Genomic DNA, 15188 nt, shown 5'->3' with positions numbered 1-15188 from the left:
TGCAAGCAAGAAACAAGCAAGAAACGGGCAATCTTTCAGCGTTGAAATCGGCGCTGTCCACGGCTGGCCCTGCCGGCCAAACCCCGGCGCCAGCGCAAACCCGGCAGGGCATTGAAAATGCCAGACTGACCCCAAAGTGACGCCGATCCGGGGCCTGCTCCGCGAGAAGCCCCGCGACCGAAACCCTTCACCTACAGAAGCGCCGCCATGTCCCTGATTCCTGCGACCATCCTCACCGGCTTCCTCGGCTCGGGCAAGACCACCCTGCTCAAGCGCGTGCTGACCGAAGCCCACGGCCAGAAGATTGCCGTGATCGAAAACGAGTTCGGCGAGGAAAACATCGACACCGACATCCTGGTCACCGAAACCAAGGAGCAGGTGATCCAGATGAACAACGGCTGCGTCTGCTGCACCATCCGCGAAGATTTGCGCACCACGCTGGCCGACTTGGCAGCGCGCCGCCGCAAAGGCGAGCTGGATTTCGAGCGCGTGGTGATCGAGACCACCGGCCTGGCCGACCCGGGCCCGGTCGCCCAGACCTTCTTCATGGACGACGAGGTCGCCGAGAGCTACCAGCTGGACTCCATCCTGACGCTGGTCGACGCCAAGCACGCAGACCAGCAGCTCAACGACCGCGTGGAAGCCCAGCGCCAGGTCGGGTTTGCCGACCAGATCTTCATCAGCAAGACCGACCTGGTCGACGAAGCCTCGGCCGATGCGCTGGCCCACCGGCTGAAGCACATGAACCCGCGCGCGCCGCAGCAGCGGGTGCACTTCGGCGAAGTGCCGCTGGCCAGCGTGTTCGACCTGAAGGGCTTCAACCTGAATGCCAAGCTGGACATCGACCCGGAGTTCCTGAACGACGGCGGCCATGACCACGCGCACGATCACCACGGCCATGACCACCATGACCACGAACATGGCGAGCACTGCGACCACCCGCACCACCACCAGCACGACGACGACGTGAAGTCCTTTGTCTTCCGCGCCACCAAGCCGCTGTCGCCGACCAAGCTGGAAGACTTCCTGGGCGCCATCGTGCAGGTCTACGGCCCCAAGATGCTGCGCTACAAGGGTGTGCTGAACGTCAAGGGCAGCGAGCGCAAGGTCATCTTCCAGGGCGTGCACCAGCTGATGGGCAGCGACCTGGGGCCGAAATGGGCGCCAGGCGAAGCCAAGGTCAGCAAGATGGTGTTCATCGGCATCGACCTGCCCAAGGAAATCCTGCTGCAAGGCCTGGAAGGCTGTGTTGCCTGAGGCCGGCCGCGGCTGCGTTGCCGGCAGTTTTGACACGGTCCTCGCCAACACATGGCCGTTGCTTGAAAGCAGTGGAAAAAGGTCTTACCGTGAACTCAGACCGCGTGGCTACAATCCGCGCGCCCCGACCCGGCCCGTGACGTGGCATGTGCACCACAATCAAGCGCTACCGCGGGGTATAACCGCCCTTTCACGTGCGTTGTGGTGAGGAGACCGACCGTGAGCAAGACCCCGGCCAAGACTTCCGATTCCAGTCTGGCGTCCGATGCGGAATCCGCCAAGAAGCCAGCAGGTGCCAAAAGCGCTGCCGGCAAGAGTGCTGACAAGGCGACCGAAAAACCCGCCGCCGTGAAAGCTGCGGTGAGCCCGCCGGTGTCCTCCATCAGCCGCCCGCGCAGTGGCAGCGGACCGGTCAGTTCCACCGCCAGTTTTGCTGAGCGCTTTTCTCCTCCCAAGCCTTCGGCTAAACCCTATCCTGAACCCATGAATGCTGTGAAGCCTGCCGCGAAAGCAGACCCCAAGCTGGCCAACGCCTGGAAAACCAAGGCGGGCCGCGACCTGACCGAACCCGAGCTGATGGCCATGCCAGAAGCCGAGTACATGAACGAGAAGCAGCTGGAGTTCTTCCGCGCCAAGCTGCAGGAGCAGAAGGACGCGCTGCTGTCGAATGCCGGTGAAACCACCGAGCACCTGCGCGAAGACACCTCCATCGTGCCGGACCCGGCCGACCGGGCAACGATCGAGGAAGAGCACGCACTGGAGCTGCGCACCCGCGACCGCGAGCGCAAGCTGCTGAAGAAGATCTCGCAGTCCATCGCCCGCATCGACGCTGGCGACTACGGCTTCTGCGACGAGACCGGCGAGCCCATCGGCCTGGGCCGGCTGCTGGCCCGCCCGACGGCCACGCTGTCGCTCGAAGCGCAGCAGCGCCGCGAGCTCAAGCAGAAGATGTTCGGCGACTGAGCCGGCACTTGCGCTTTCCCAAAGCCGCCCTTCCCCTCGCGTGATCCTTCAGCCGGGCAAACCGCACCATGGCCAGCAGTAACGACAACGGTGGCGTGCTGCGCCGCATGGTGAAGATGGTGTCTTCACCGGCGCGCGACCTGATGGGTCTGCCCACCGATGCCGGCGCCAGCCAGTTTGCCGACGTCGAAAAGGCCGAGCTGAAGGCCATGATCGAGCGCAAGCGGCGCAACGATTTCGTGCGCAAGCGCGAGCTCGACATGTTGCGCCGCATCCGCCGCGAAGGCCTCAGCCCCGAACAGGCCAGCGCCTTGGGCGCCAGCTCCCGGCTGGACGACTCCGACGTGCGGCCCACGCACCTGCCCGGCGCCCCTGACCCGGGCATGAAGGCCAAGATCGACGCGATCGAGAAGCAGATGGTGGGCAGCAGCGGCTCGGCCCGGCTGCCACGCGGCGTGACCATGCCGCCCACGCTGACCACGCCGATCGAGAGCCAGACCACCGTGCCGGTGCCCGGCTCGGGCAGCATGCCGATGGACCCGACCCGGCCGATGTCGCTGTTGCCCGAACGGCTGGAATTCCGCGTCGCGCCTCCGGTGGCGGCACCGAATGCCGCCGCGGGCGCCGCCGCCAGCGCCCGCCCGGCGGCTTCGGCCGCCAGCCGCTTGATGGCCGCCCCGCCGATGACGGGCGTGATCAACAACCCGCCGGTGCTGCAGCAGCCGGTGGGCCTGGGCAAGGCGCCCGAGCTTGCCGCGCAGCCGCCGGCCTCCGCCGGGGCCATGGACGCCGGCGTGGTCGAGGTGCAGGAAATCACCCACGACCACGAGCTCGACGAAGCCGTGATTGCCTTTGCCAATGCCGACTTCGCCCTCTGCGAACGCGCGCTGGTGCAGCTCACCGCCGCTGGCGGCGCAAGGCAGAACCACAACGACACCTGGCTGGTGCTGTTCGACCTGTTCCGCGCCACCGGCCAGCAGGCCAGCTTCGACGCGCTGGCCAATGAATACCTGCAGCGCTTCCAGCGCTCGTCGCCACAGTGGTTCTCGCTGCCCAAGCTGGTGGCCGAAGCCGCCAGCCAGGTACCTGCAGCAGCCAGCACCGGCGCCGAGGTGGCCTGGGTCTGCCCGGCGCACCTGGACGTGGACGCCGTCACCCAGCTGAATTCCCAAACCCTGCAACTGCCGCAGCCCTGGGTGCTGGACTGGACACAGCTGCAGAAGATCGACCCCGACGCCGCCGCGCGGCTGTACCGGCTGATGCAGGGCTGGGCCCGGCAAGTGCTCGAGATGCGCTGGCTGTCGTCCGACCGCCTGTTCATGACGCTGCAGGACGCCGCGCCCGTGGGCGTGCGGGACGCCGATCCGGCCTACTGGATGACGCGGCTGGAAGCGCTGCGCATGATCAACCGGCCGGACCAGTTCGACGAAGTGGCCATCGACTACTGCGTGACCTACGAAGTGTCGCCGCCCAGCTGGGAGCCCACGCGCTGCTCGGCCCTCGTGGGCAGCTCGTCGGCCAACACCCAGTCGGCCCCGATGTCGGTGCTGAGCGAGCCCATCACCACCATCCAGGGCGCCAGCGAAGGCAAGAGCGGCTACAGCGTGACCTCGCTGGAACTCTCAGGCCAGCTCTCGGGCGACATTGGCCCGCTGCTGGGCATGCTGGACAACCGACTGGGCACTGCGCGCATGGTGCACATCTCCTGCGCGCTGCTGATCCGCGTGGACTTCATTGCCGCGGGCGACCTGCTGAACTGGGTCATTGCCAAGCGCGCCGAAGGCCGCAACGTGCGCTTCACCGAAGTGCACCGGCTGGTGGCGCTGATGTTCGGCGCGATGGGCATCGTCGAGCACGCCTACGCCCAGCTCCGTCAAGCTTGAATTGGCGCACCCGGTCTCGCGGGTACGCGAGACCACCCGCCGAGCGGGTTGCGCAGGCCGCTTGGGGCGGCCCGGCGCTGCCTGCGCTCCGCGCTGATCCAACTTGCTGTCGGTTTCGCATTCCCTGTCTGAGAACTTGCATGGCGGCTTGCATTCCAACGTCGGTGCCCTCAGCTAACCCTCGTTTTCGCTTCCAAAACAATCCATGGACTCTTACCACGGCACCACGATCATCAGCGTGAGGCGGCGCGGGCCGGACGGCCAATGGCAGGTTGCACTGGGCGGTGACGGTCAGGTCACGCTGGGGCACATCGTCGTCAAGGCGAGTGCGCGCAAGGTGCGCCGGCTGCATCACGACAAGGTGCTGGCCGGGTTTGCCGGCGCGACGGCGGATGCCTTCACGCTGTTCGAGCGCTTCGAGTCGAAGCTGGAGAAGCACTCCGGCCACCTGGTGCGCGCGGCCATCGAGCTCACACGCGACTGGCGCACCGACAAGGTCCTGCGCAACCTCGAAGCCATGCTGGCCGTGGCCGACCGCGATGCCTCGCTGATCATCACCGGCAATGGCGATGTGCTGGAGCCCGAGCTCGGCCTGGTGGCCATCGGCTCCGGCGGGGCCTACGCGCAGGCCGCCGCCCGCGCACTGCTGGCCCACACCGAAATGGGCGCAGCAGAGATCGTCAAGAAGTCGCTGGAAATTGCCGGCGACCTGTGCATCTACACCAACCAGAACCACACGATCGAGGTGTTGGAATGAGCATGACACCCCAGGAAATCGTGTCCGAGTTGGATCGGCACATCGTTGGGCAACAGGGTGCGAAACGCGCCGTCGCCATCGCCTTGCGTAACCGCTGGCGCCGCCAGCAGGTCGAGGACAAGCTGCGCGCCGAGATCACGCCGAAGAACATCCTGATGATCGGGCCGACCGGCGTGGGCAAGACCGAGATCGCGCGCCGACTGGCGCAGCTGGCGGACGCGCCGTTCATCAAGGTCGAGGCAACCAAGTTCACCGAGGTCGGCTACGTTGGCAAGGACGTGGACACCATCGTGCGCGACCTGATGGACATCGCCATCAAGCAGGAGCGCGAAGCCGCACTCAAGCGCGCCCGGCTGAAGGCCGAGGACGCCGCCGAGGACCGCATCCTGGACATCCTGGTGCCGCCGCCGCGCAGCAGCCAAGGTGGCGACGCCTTCGGTTTCACGCCGCCGCCCCCCGCGCCCACGCCGGACAACACTGCGCGCCAGGTCATGCGCAAGCGCCTGCGCGAAGGTTCGCTGGCCGACAAGGAGATCGAGCTGGAAGTGGCCGAGCCGCGCGCCAACCTCGACATCGTCAGCCCGCCCGGCATGGAGGCCATGGCCGAGCAGTTGCAAGGCCTGTTCTCGCAGATGGGCCAGCAGCGCAAGAGCCAGCGCAAGCTGAAGATTGCCGAGGCGCTGCAGATCCTCACCGACGAGGAAGCCGCCAAGCTGGTCAACGAAGACGAGATCCGCAGCAAGGCACTGCACAATGCCGAGCAGAACGGCATTGTCTTCATCGACGAGATCGACAAGGTCGCCTCGCGCAGCAACACCCAGGGCGCAGACGTGTCGCGCCAGGGCGTGCAGCGCGACCTGCTGCCGCTGGTCGAAGGCACGACCGTGAACACCAAGTACGGCATGGTCAAGACCGACCACATGCTGTTCATCGCCTCCGGCGCCTTCCACCTGGCCAAGCCCAGCGACCTGATCCCCGAGCTGCAGGGCCGCTTCCCGATCCGGGTCGAACTGCAGGCCCTCAGCGTGGACGATTTCGAGGCCATCCTCGGCAGCACGCACGCGAACCTGGTGCGCCAGTACCAGGCCCTGCTGGCCACCGAAGGCGTGACGCTGGACCTCGCACCCGACGGCATCCGCCGCCTGGCGCAGATCGCCTTCGAGGTCAACGAACGTACCGAGAACATCGGCGCGCGCCGACTGGCCACGGTGATGGAGCGGCTGCTGGAAGACCTGAGCTTCGACGCGCCGAACCTGTCGGGCCAGACTGTGCAGCTCAACGCCGAGTCGGTGAACGCCAAGCTGGGCGAACTCGCGCACAACGAGGACTTGTCGCGCTACATCCTGTGAGCTGCTTCTCGCGAACAGGGCTTGCGTGAAGGGCTGCATCGGGCGCTCTTGACCCAGCGCAAGTGGCGGCGCGAGCGCGCGGCTAGTCTCGCGCCTCATGGCGCCTTCTTCCCCAGCCCTCGAGCCCGTCAGCGCGACGATCCTGCGCCACGCCAGCTGGGGCTTGCGCGCCGCACCTCGCGAAAGCCCGCTGGCCGGGCGCATCGAGCGGCGCTGGCGATGGCCGGTGGTGGCAGCGCTGCTGGCCACCATTCCTGCCTTCTATGCCGAGCTGCTGCTGCCCACCGGCAGCACCTGGGCCCCCTCGGCCTACCTGGTGGCGGCCGTGGTGCTGGCCTGCGCCCTGATCGCGGTGGCCTGGCACACGCCGTCCCCGCGCCAACACCTGACAGCCAATCCAGGCGAGTGGCTGCTGATCGCCGGCCTGTTCAGTGCTGCGCTGCTGCCCACCAGCCAGGGCTCGGGCGCGGCACTGTCGCTGCGCCTGGCTGTGGCACTGCTGACCTTGCTGCGCATGGTCTGGGCACTGAAGCACTTGCTGAACCGCGGCGGCCTGACCTACCTGCTGGCCATGGCGCTGATGGTGCTGATGGGCTGTGGCCTGGGGTTCTGGTGGCTGGAGCCCACGGTGCACACGCTGGGCGACGGCCTGTGGCTGGCGTTCACCACGGCCGCCACCGTGGGCTACGGCGACCTGGTGCCCACCACGCCCGCGTCCAAGATCTTCTCGGTCTTCGTGGTGCTGCTCGGCCTGGGCGTACTCACGCTGGTCACCGCGGCGATTGCCACCAGCTGGATCGAAACCGGGGAGCGCCGCATGGAGCGCGAGATCCTGCAGGACATGCGCCACGAGATGGCCCGCTTGCGCCATGAGCTGCAGGCCTTGCGGGAAAGCCTGCCAGGGTCGGCGAAAAAAGACTAGAGCGCCAGCCTGTGCGACTGGATGTGCAGCAGGCCGTCGAAGATCAAGGATTCGACCAGTTCGTGCGGCACGTCCAGGTAAGGCGCCACTTTCCAACCTGCGCCACCGGTCATCAGCAGCACCGGCTCTTCACCACCGCTGCGCGCCGCCAGGTGGGCGCGCATGCGGGCAATGGCGCCGGTGATGGCATAGGTGCCGCCGCTGGTCAGTGCGTCGGACGTGTTGGCCGGGAACGGCATCACCTCGCCGGTCGGCACGCGCAGGCCGGCGGTGCCGCTTTCGAGCGCGCGCAACATGATGCCGTGGCCCGGCAGGATCAGCCCGCCGAGGAACTTGCCGTCGCGGTCCAGTGCGTCCACCGTCACCGCCGTGCCGACCATCACCACCAGCGCTGGCCGGGCCGGGCCGCGCGCCAACACATGGCCGCGCGCACCAATGAGCGCGACCCAGCGGTCCGCACCCAGGCGCATCGGGTGGTCGTAGCCGTTCGTCACGCCGGCCTCGTGGTTGCCCGGCACCACCCAGCGCGGCGTCAGGTCCCACAGCTCCAGCTGCTCCTCGACCCGCCGCCGCACCGCCTCGCCGGCGACCACGCAGCCCAGCATCGTGGACGGTACGGCCAGCGAGCGCCAGTCCTGTTCGGCCAGCGTGTCGATGGTCTCCAGGAAGCGTGCGCCATGCGCCAGCACCGCGGCGCCGGGCTGCGGCGACGCGTACTGCGCCCATTTCAGCCGGGTGTTGCCGATGTCGATCGCCAGAAAACTCATGAAGCGAAGCGTAACAGGGCGGGCACGCGCAGCGTGTGCGGGTCATCGGCTGCGAAGCAGGTGTTCGCAGTGAAGGCAATCAAGTTCCCCTCACCTCGACTGCGCCACTGCTGCCTTTGCAGCTTGCAGACAAGCAATTGCCCTAACGCGCTTCGACCAAGCGGCCGAACGGCTCACCCGGAATACAATTCGACACAAAGCCGGATTCACCGGCAATACCGAAATTTTGATTGGCCGCCGGCCTCGTCGGCGGCTTGGATTGCCCGCCCCAGGGAGCGCGATCCAAAGAGGGAAGTTGCCCGCGGCCACGCTGCGGCGGGCAATGGAGGGACCCTGTCGTCATCCGGCAGGGTATAGCCGTCGACGGGCGTTAAACGTCGTATTCAACGTTTCAGGGTAATGCAATGAAATTAATTTCTATCTTGGTCGCCGTCGCTTCGCTCACGCTGGTGGGATGTGCATCCGTCAACATGGCACCCAAAGAGCAGTCCGAGAAGGCCAAGCAATTCGTCACGCCGTCTGCCGGCAACGCCGGGGTCTACTTGTATCGAGACAGCATGGTCGGCCAAGCCCTCAAGAAGGACTTGTGGGTGGACGGCAAGTGCGTGGGAGAAACCGCTCCAGACGTTTTCTTCTACACCGAAGTGGAAGGCGCGAAGTCGCACAAGTTTGACACCGAGTCTGAGTTCTCGCCCAACACGCTGGAACTGACCACCGAAGCCGGCCGCAATTACTTCATTCGCCAGTACATCAAGATTGGCGTCTTCGTGGGTGGTGCCGCACTGGAACTGATCCCGGAAGAACAGGGCAAGACCGCGGTGCGCAAGCTGAACATGGCCGTCCCCGGCAAGTGCAGCGCGGCACGATGAGGCCTGCGGCACGCATTGCATAAGGCGTGCCTTGATGGTCCTTTTCGCCAAGGCCCTCCATCCAGGGGCCTTGGCGAGCCACTACCTGAAGGCCGCTGGGTCGAGGTGGGCTCGGCCTCGAGGTGGAGATCATTCCGCGGCATTCAGAGCCGGCCAAGGGAAACCCCCAGGGTGCGCCAAGGGTTTGGCGAAGCGGCTGAGAGCCGGTCGGTGGCATGATTTCGATTGACGTTTACGTTAACGTCAATCGAGCCTTCAACCCACAGGCCCCACGAGATGACCGACCTCTCTGCCACCCACCAGGCACTCGCCCACTACAAGCCCACCCACAAGGTGCGCATCGTCACCGCCGCCAGCCTGTTCGACGGGCACGACGCCGCGATCAACATCATGCGGCGCATCCTGCAAGGCATGGGCGCCGAGGTCATCCACCTGGGGCACAACCGCTCGGTCGACGAAGTCGTCACCGCAGCGCTGCAGGAAGACGTGCAGGGAATCGCCGTCTCCAGCTACCAGGGCGGCCACACCGAATATTTCCGCTACATGGTCGAGCTGCTGAAGGCCCGCGGCGGCGAGCAGATCCAGGTGTTTGGCGGCGGCGGCGGCGTGATCGTGCCGCAGGAAATCAGCGCGTTGGCCGACGTCGGCGTGCGCATCTTCAGCCCGGAAGACGGCCAGCGCATGGGCCTGCAAGGCATGATCGGCGAGATGCTGATGCGCTGCGACCTGCGGCTGTCGGCCGACGCCGCAGGGCTGCTCGAAGCGCTGCAGTCCACCGACACCGCGAAACGCTGGCGCGCCCTCGCCCAGCTGATCACGCTGCTGGAAAACGGCGAGGCCGCCCCTGCCGTCGTGGACGCCGTGCAGACCGCGGCCGCGCGGCGCCACGCGCCGGTGCTGGGCATCACCGGCACGGGGGGCGCCGGCAAGAGCAGCCTGACCGACGAGCTGATCCGCCGGCTGCGGCTGGACCAGGACGATGCGCTGCAGATCGCCGTGATCAGCATCGACCCGTCTCGCCGCAAGAGCGGTGGCGCGCTGCTGGGCGACCGCATCCGCATGAACGCGATCCAGCCCTGGGGCAAGGGCGCGAAGGTTTACATGCGGAGTTTGGCAACGCGCGACACCGGCTCGGAAGTTTCCGCGGCGCTGCCCTCGGTGCTGTCAGCCTGCCAGGCGGCCGGCTTCGACCTGATCATCGTCGAGACCTCCGGCATCGGCCAGGGTGATGCGGCCATCGTGCCGCTGGTGGACGTGCCGATGTACGTGATGACGCCGGAGTTCGGCGCCGCCAGCCAGCTCGAGAAGATCGACATGCTGGACTTCGCCGAGTTCGTTGCGATCAACAAGTTCGACCGCAAGGGCGCGGCCGACGCACTGCGCGACGTCGCCAAGCAGGTGCAGCGCAACCGCGAAGCCTTCAATGTGATGCCGGACCAGATGCCGGTCTTCGGCACCATGGCCAGCCGCTTCAACGACGACGGCGTGACCGCGCTGTACCAGGCGCTGAAGCCACGGCTGACTGCCCTCGGCCTGCCGCTGAAGGACGGCCGCCTGCCCGCGGTGAACACCCGCCACAGCACGCACCAGGTGCCCATCGTGCCCGGCGCGCGCGTGCGCTACCTGGCCGAGATCAGCGACACCGTGCGTGGCTACAAGGCCAGAGCCCGCAGCCAGGCCCGGCTGGCACGCGAGATCCAGCAACTGCGCGAGAGCGCCCGCATGCTGACCGAAGCGCGGCCGGAAAAGAACAACGCGGTGGCTGCGCTGGACGACCTCGCACAGCAGCGGGACCAGCGCCAGGACGCCGACGCCCGCGCCCTGCTCGCCGACTGGCCCGTGCTGCGCGAGGCCTACGCGGCCGACGAACTGGTGGTCAAGGTGCGCGACAAGGAGATCCGCTCGGCGCTGACCACCACCTCGCTGTCCGGCAGCAAGATCCGCAAGGTGGCGCTGCCGCAGTACGAGGACCATGGCGAGATCCTCAAGTGGCTGATGCTGGACAACGTGCCCGGCCGCTACCCCTACACCGCCGGCACCTTCGCATTCAAGCGCGAAGGCGAGGACCCGACACGCATGTTCGCTGGCGAGGGCGACGCCTTCCGCACCAACCGGCGCTTCAAGCTGGTGTCCGAAGGCATGCCGGCGCATCGCCTCTCCACCGCGTTCGACTCGGTCACGCTCTACGGCCACGACCCGGACCTGCGGCCGGACATCTACGGCAAGGTCGGCAATTCAGGTGTCTCCATCGCCACGCTGGACGACATGAAGGTGCTGTATTCAGGCTTCGACCTGTGCAGCCCCACGACCTCCGTCAGCATGACGATCAACGGCCCGGCGCCGACCATCCTGGCGATGTTCATGAACACCGCCATCGACCAGCAGTTCGCCAAGTTCGAGGCCGAACACGGCCGCGCGCCAGATGCGGCCGAGCTGGCCAAGCTGCGCGCCTGGGCCCAGGCCAATGTGCGCGGCACGGTGCAGGCCGACATCCTGAAGGAGGACCAGGGCCAGAACACCTGCATCTTCTCGACCGAGTTTTCCCTCAAGGTGATGGGCGACGTGGCCCAGTACTTCGTGCAAAACCAGGTGCGCAACTTCTACTCGGTCAGCATCTCGGGCTATCACATCGCCGAGGCCGGCGCGAACCCGATCAGCCAGCTGGCCTTCACGCTCTCCAACGGCTTCACCTTCGTCGAAGCCTACCTGGCGCGTGGCATGCACATCGACGACTTCGCGCCCAACCTGAGCTTCTTCTTCAGCAACGGCATGGACCCGGAATACACCGTGCTGGGCCGCGTGGCGCGCCGCATCTGGGCCGTGGCGATGAAAGAGAAGTACGGCGCCAACGAACGCTCGCAAAAGCTGAAGTACCACGTGCAAACCTCTGGCCGCAGCCTGCACGCGCAGGAGATCCAGTTCAACGACATCCGCACCACGCTGCAGGCGCTGATCGCCGTCTACGACAACTGCAACAGCCTGCACACCAACGCTTTCGACGAGGCCATCACCACGCCCACCGAAGACAGCGTGCGCCGCGCAATGGCCATCCAGCTCATCATCAACCGCGAGTGGGGCCTAGCCAAGAACGAGAACCCCAGCCAGGGCGCATTCATCATCGAGGAGCTGACCGAACTGGTCGAAGAAGCCGTGCTGGCCGAGTTCGAGAAGATTGCCGAGCGCGGCGGCGTGCTGGGCGCGATGGAAACCGGCTACCAGCGCAGCAAGATCCAGGAAGAGAGCATGCACTACGAGATGCTCAAGCACACCGGCGAGTACCCCATCATCGGCGTGAACACCTTCCGCTCGCCGCATGCGGACGCGGTGCCTCAGCAGATCGAACTGGCCCGCTCCACCGACGAGGAAAAGCAGAGCCAGCTGACCCGCCTGCGGGATTTCCACACCCGCCACGCGGAACAAGCCCCCGCGATGCTGCAGCGCCTGCAACAAGCCGTGATCGCCAACCACAACGTGTTCGAAGTCCTGATGGACGCCGTGCGCGTCTGCTCGCTGGGCCAGATCACCGCCGCGCTGTTCGAGGTGGGCGGGCAGTATCGGCGCAGCATGTGAGGCCAGATTTCACAAGCATGTTCAGCGCCGCTCAACATGCTGAAAAGCCCCGCTGAAGATCTTTCCCCATGAGGACTCCGCCAAGCCATTGTCATTAAATACATTTTCCGAAGGAATTCAAGATAAATTCCTGGCGTCGTCCACTTGCTCAACACCCATGCCACAGTTCATTCACCGTGAGCTCAGGCTTCTCAACCCTCGCTTTTCGTCCCCACTGCTCGATGTCCTGACGGACCTGGAGCACCTGCGTCGGCTGGAAATCAAGGCCACCACGCCGCCCTCGGTCTTCCAGCAGCTCAAGCAGGTTTTCCATTTCCTGGAAAGCCTGGCCTCTGCACGGATCGAGGGCAACCACACGACGCTTGCGGACTACATCGAGACCAAGGTGGCGGCGCCCTCGGCCGATGCACCAGCCGACTCCATCAAGGAAGTGGTGAACATCGAGCGGGCGATGGAACAGGTCGAGCAGGCAGTCACCCCAGGCGCACCGATTGGCAACCATCTGATCCGCGGGCTGCACGCCACTGCGGTGCACGCGTTGGTCCGCGAAGGCGACGCGACACCTGGCGCCTACCGGACTGGCCCGTTGCGCATCGCCAAATCCGACCATGCGCCGCCGGACGCGATCCAGGTGCCGGGCTACATGGAAGAGTTGGTCGGCTTCGTCAACCGCGAGGACCAGAAAAAGTACGACCTGATGAAGGTTGCACTAGCCCACCATCGGTTTGCCTGGATCCACCCCTTCGGAAACGGCAATGGCCGGGTGGTACGCCTCTTCACCTACGCGCTGTTGATCAAGTACGGTTTCCGGGTCAGCGCAGAAGATGGCCGCCTGTTGAACCCGGCCGCCGTGTTCTGTGCAGACCGGGAAAAGTACTACGACATGCTCGCCAAGGCCGACGCTGGCAGCGACGAGGATTTGGAGGCGTGGTGCACCTACGTGCTCACGGGCATCCGGGACGAACTGAGCAAGGTGGACCGGCTCGCCGATTACGACAACCTGACCTCGGAAATCCTCGTACCGGCCCTGACGCACGCTCGCCAACGTCAGCTGGTGACACCGCAGGAAGAGCGCATCCTGCTAGCCGCCATCAAGGGCAAGGTGGTGAAGTCTGGCGACCTCACGGATGCCATGCCCGGCCTCACGGGCGCTCAGCGTACTTACCAGATCCGCCGCTTGGTCGGCAACGGGATGCTGCAGCCCATCTACTCAGACGCGCGGCAATACACCATCGGGTTCAGCAGCAACATGCTGCTCCGTGGTGTGGTGCGCGCCTTGACCGATGGTGGCTTCATCTCCAGCGCGCTGGCTGCGGACGGCGCCAGCTGATCTGCTTTCGCACCCCAAACGCGCGCTTGGCTGACACGCCGATGTTCATCGCGCCCTCACAATCCAGCAGAGGCTGGCGATGCTCCGGCCTGGAGAACACCTGACGATGCCGTCGAGCGAAAGTGCCCACCCGCCGCCCGCCGACGCGCTGGACAGCCGGCGGGCTGACCTGCGCCGCATGAAACTCATTGCCGCTGGCATGCTGGTGCTGGCGATTGCGGGCCTGGTGCTGGCCGAATGGCAAGGTGCGCAAGGCGGCTGGGCCTGGGTCAAGGCTTTCTGCGAGGCGGCGGCTGTGGGTGCGATGGCCGACTGGTTCGCGGTGGTGGCGCTGTTCCGCCACCCGCTTGGCCTGCCGATTCCGCACACCGCCATCGTGCCCGAGAGCAAGGACCGCATTGCCGACAACCTCGCGGCCTTCGTGCGCGACCATTTCCTCGAACCCGGCACGCTGCTGGCGAAGCTGGAGCAGGCCGACCCTGCCGCCAAGCTGGCCGAATGGCTGGCCGAGCCGGGCAACACCCAGCGGCTGACCGGCATCCTGCAGGCGGCGGTGGCCGAAGGCCTGTCGCTGATGGACGATGACGCGGTGCGCCGCCTGATCGACAAGCAGCTGGCGCGGCTGGTGGAACGCTGGGACGCGCCTGGCGCGGCCAGCCGCCTGCTGCAGCTGCTCACGCAGGACGGCCGCCACCACGAGCTGCTGGACAGCGCACTGAAGCAGGCCGGCGTGTACCTGCAGCAGCCCGAGGTGAAGGAGCAGGTCTCGGACATGGTGCTGAAATACGCCCGGCGCGAATGGCCCAAGATGCTGGCGGTGGTCGGCTGGGTCAAGTCCCCCGACACCATGGCCGACGACTTCGCCGTGAAGCTGACTGACGCGCTGCTGGACGAAATGGCTGCGGTGCTGAACGAGCCCGGTCACCCGCTCAGGCAGCGTTACCACGCCTGGTTCGAAGGTTTCATCGAACGCCTGCAGCACGACCCTGCGTTGCGCGACAAGGCCCAGGCCCTGAAAGTCGAGCTGCTGCAGCACCCGGCGCTGCGCGATTACGTGGGCAGCCTGTGGACCGACCTGAAGGCCCACCTGCAAGCCAACCTCTCCGCCCCCGATTCACCGATGGCCGAGCGCCTGCAGCAGGCCATGGCGCGGCTGGGCAAGGAGCTGGGCCGCGACCCGGCGCTGCGCGAGGCGATCAACCGTCATGTGCTGTCCGTCGCCGGCCGCATGGCCGAGTCGATGCGCTTCACGCTCACCCACCACATCTCGCAGACCATCAAGGGCTGGGACACGCCGCACCTGGTCGAACAGGTCGAGCTCGGCGTCGGCCGCGACCTGCAGTTCATCCGCCTGAACGGCACGCTGGTGGGCGGGCTGATCGGGCTGCTGCTGCACGCCTTGCTGCTCCTGGTGCACTGAAGGCGCCGGCTGGGGCCTAAAAAAACAGCGATCCCGGCGTCATCTGCAAGCTCAGCCACTCGTCTAGAGTGGACAGGCCACATCGAGGCCTGTGTGTCCCC

11 protein-coding genes are annotated in these 15188 nt (G+C 66.2%); 10 read left to right on the top strand and 1 reads right to left on the bottom strand.

Features of this window, described 5'->3' with window-relative positions; genetic code table 11:
* The first annotated feature begins 207 nt into the window (after positions 1-207).
* The 6 genes from LRH25_RS29825 to LRH25_RS29800 all read left to right on the top strand — a co-directional run bounded on the left by LRH25_RS29825 (position 208) and on the right by LRH25_RS29800 (position 7131).
* Positions 208-1257 (top strand): CobW family GTP-binding protein, encoded by a 1050-nt coding sequence (locus tag LRH25_RS29825; protein WP_141290148.1) that lies wholly within the window; start codon positions 208-210, stop codon positions 1255-1257.
* A 483-nt stretch (positions 1258-1740) separates the two neighbouring features.
* The gene (gene dksA / locus LRH25_RS29820; RefSeq protein WP_141290147.1) at positions 1741-2220 is read left to right on the top strand and encodes an RNA polymerase-binding protein DksA; all 480 of its coding nucleotides are present in this window, start codon (positions 1741-1743) and stop codon (positions 2218-2220) included.
* 68 nt (positions 2221-2288) lie between these two features.
* Positions 2289-4103 carry an STAS domain-containing protein gene (locus LRH25_RS29815; RefSeq protein WP_231013077.1) on the top strand — a complete coding sequence of 605 codons (1815 nt, stop codon included), beginning with the start codon at positions 2289-2291 and terminating at the stop codon, positions 4101-4103.
* A 205-nt stretch (positions 4104-4308) separates the two neighbouring features.
* Positions 4309-4860 (top strand): ATP-dependent protease subunit HslV, encoded by a 552-nt coding sequence (hslV, locus tag LRH25_RS29810; RefSeq protein WP_141289822.1) that lies wholly within the window; start codon positions 4309-4311, stop codon positions 4858-4860.
* Positions 4857-6209, top strand: a complete 1353-nt coding sequence (hslU, locus tag LRH25_RS29805) for an ATP-dependent protease ATPase subunit HslU (protein WP_141289821.1) — start codon at positions 4857-4859, stop codon at positions 6207-6209. The genes hslV and hslU overlap by 4 nt, the downstream gene beginning before the upstream one ends.
* A gap of 97 nt (positions 6210-6306) precedes the next feature.
* On the top strand, positions 6307-7131 hold the full coding sequence (locus tag LRH25_RS29800; protein ID WP_231013076.1) for a potassium channel family protein: 825 nt from the start codon (positions 6307-6309) through the stop codon (positions 7129-7131).
* On the opposite strand, the gene LRH25_RS29795 is transcribed toward LRH25_RS29800, so the two are convergent.
* Positions 7128-7898 carry a type III pantothenate kinase gene (locus LRH25_RS29795; protein ID WP_231013075.1) on the bottom strand — a complete coding sequence of 257 codons (771 nt, stop codon included), beginning with the start codon at positions 7896-7898 and terminating at the stop codon, positions 7128-7130. The two genes, LRH25_RS29800 and LRH25_RS29795, sit on opposite strands and share 4 nt — an antisense overlap.
* Before the next feature lie 470 nt (positions 7899-8368).
* Here LRH25_RS29795 and LRH25_RS29790 point away from each other — a divergent pair, with 470 nt between their 5' ends.
* From LRH25_RS29790 to LRH25_RS29775, 4 genes are all read left to right on the top strand, one after another.
* The gene (locus tag LRH25_RS29790) at positions 8369-8767 is read left to right on the top strand and encodes a DUF2846 domain-containing protein (RefSeq protein ID WP_231013074.1); all 399 of its coding nucleotides are present in this window, start codon (positions 8369-8371) and stop codon (positions 8765-8767) included.
* A gap of 276 nt (positions 8768-9043) precedes the next feature.
* On the top strand, positions 9044-12337 hold the full coding sequence (gene icmF / locus LRH25_RS29785) for a fused isobutyryl-CoA mutase/GTPase IcmF (RefSeq protein WP_231013073.1): 3294 nt from the start codon (positions 9044-9046) through the stop codon (positions 12335-12337).
* Positions 12338-12494: 157 nt separating this feature from the next.
* Entirely contained in the window at positions 12495-13667 is a 1173-nt protein-coding gene (locus LRH25_RS29780; protein WP_141289112.1) for a Fic family protein, read from the top strand.
* A gap of 106 nt (positions 13668-13773) precedes the next feature.
* Entirely contained in the window at positions 13774-15087 is a 1314-nt protein-coding gene (locus tag LRH25_RS29775; RefSeq protein WP_141289110.1) for a DUF445 domain-containing protein, read from the top strand.
* Positions 15088-15188 lie beyond the last annotated feature (101 nt).

Source organism: Ideonella azotifigens (assembly GCF_021043325.1).
Taxonomy (GTDB): Bacteria; Pseudomonadota; Gammaproteobacteria; order Burkholderiales; family Burkholderiaceae_C; genus Ideonella; species Ideonella azotifigens.
This window is presented reverse-complemented; position numbering and strand designations above follow the sequence as displayed.

Coding starts and splice junctions, on each gene's coding strand:
- LRH25_RS29800 (WP_231013076.1), top strand. CDS start 6,307: ATGGCGCCTTCTTCCCCAGCCCTCGAGCCCGTCAGCGCGACGATCCTG.
- dksA (WP_141290147.1), top strand. CDS start 1,741: ATGAATGCTGTGAAGCCTGCCGCGAAAGCAGACCCCAAGCTGGCCAAC.
- icmF (WP_231013073.1), top strand. CDS start 9,044: ATGACCGACCTCTCTGCCACCCACCAGGCACTCGCCCACTACAAGCCC.
- LRH25_RS29775 (WP_141289110.1), top strand. CDS start 13,774: ATGCCGTCGAGCGAAAGTGCCCACCCGCCGCCCGCCGACGCGCTGGAC.
- hslV (WP_141289822.1), top strand. CDS start 4,309: ATGGACTCTTACCACGGCACCACGATCATCAGCGTGAGGCGGCGCGGG.
- LRH25_RS29780 (WP_141289112.1), top strand. CDS start 12,495: ATGCCACAGTTCATTCACCGTGAGCTCAGGCTTCTCAACCCTCGCTTT.
- LRH25_RS29795 (WP_231013075.1), bottom strand. CDS start 7,898: ATGAGTTTTCTGGCGATCGACATCGGCAACACCCGGCTGAAATGGGCG.
- hslU (WP_141289821.1), top strand. CDS start 4,857: ATGAGCATGACACCCCAGGAAATCGTGTCCGAGTTGGATCGGCACATC.
- LRH25_RS29825 (WP_141290148.1), top strand. CDS start 208: ATGTCCCTGATTCCTGCGACCATCCTCACCGGCTTCCTCGGCTCGGGC.
- LRH25_RS29815 (WP_231013077.1), top strand. CDS start 2,289: ATGGCCAGCAGTAACGACAACGGTGGCGTGCTGCGCCGCATGGTGAAG.
- LRH25_RS29790 (WP_231013074.1), top strand. CDS start 8,369: ATGGCACCCAAAGAGCAGTCCGAGAAGGCCAAGCAATTCGTCACGCCG.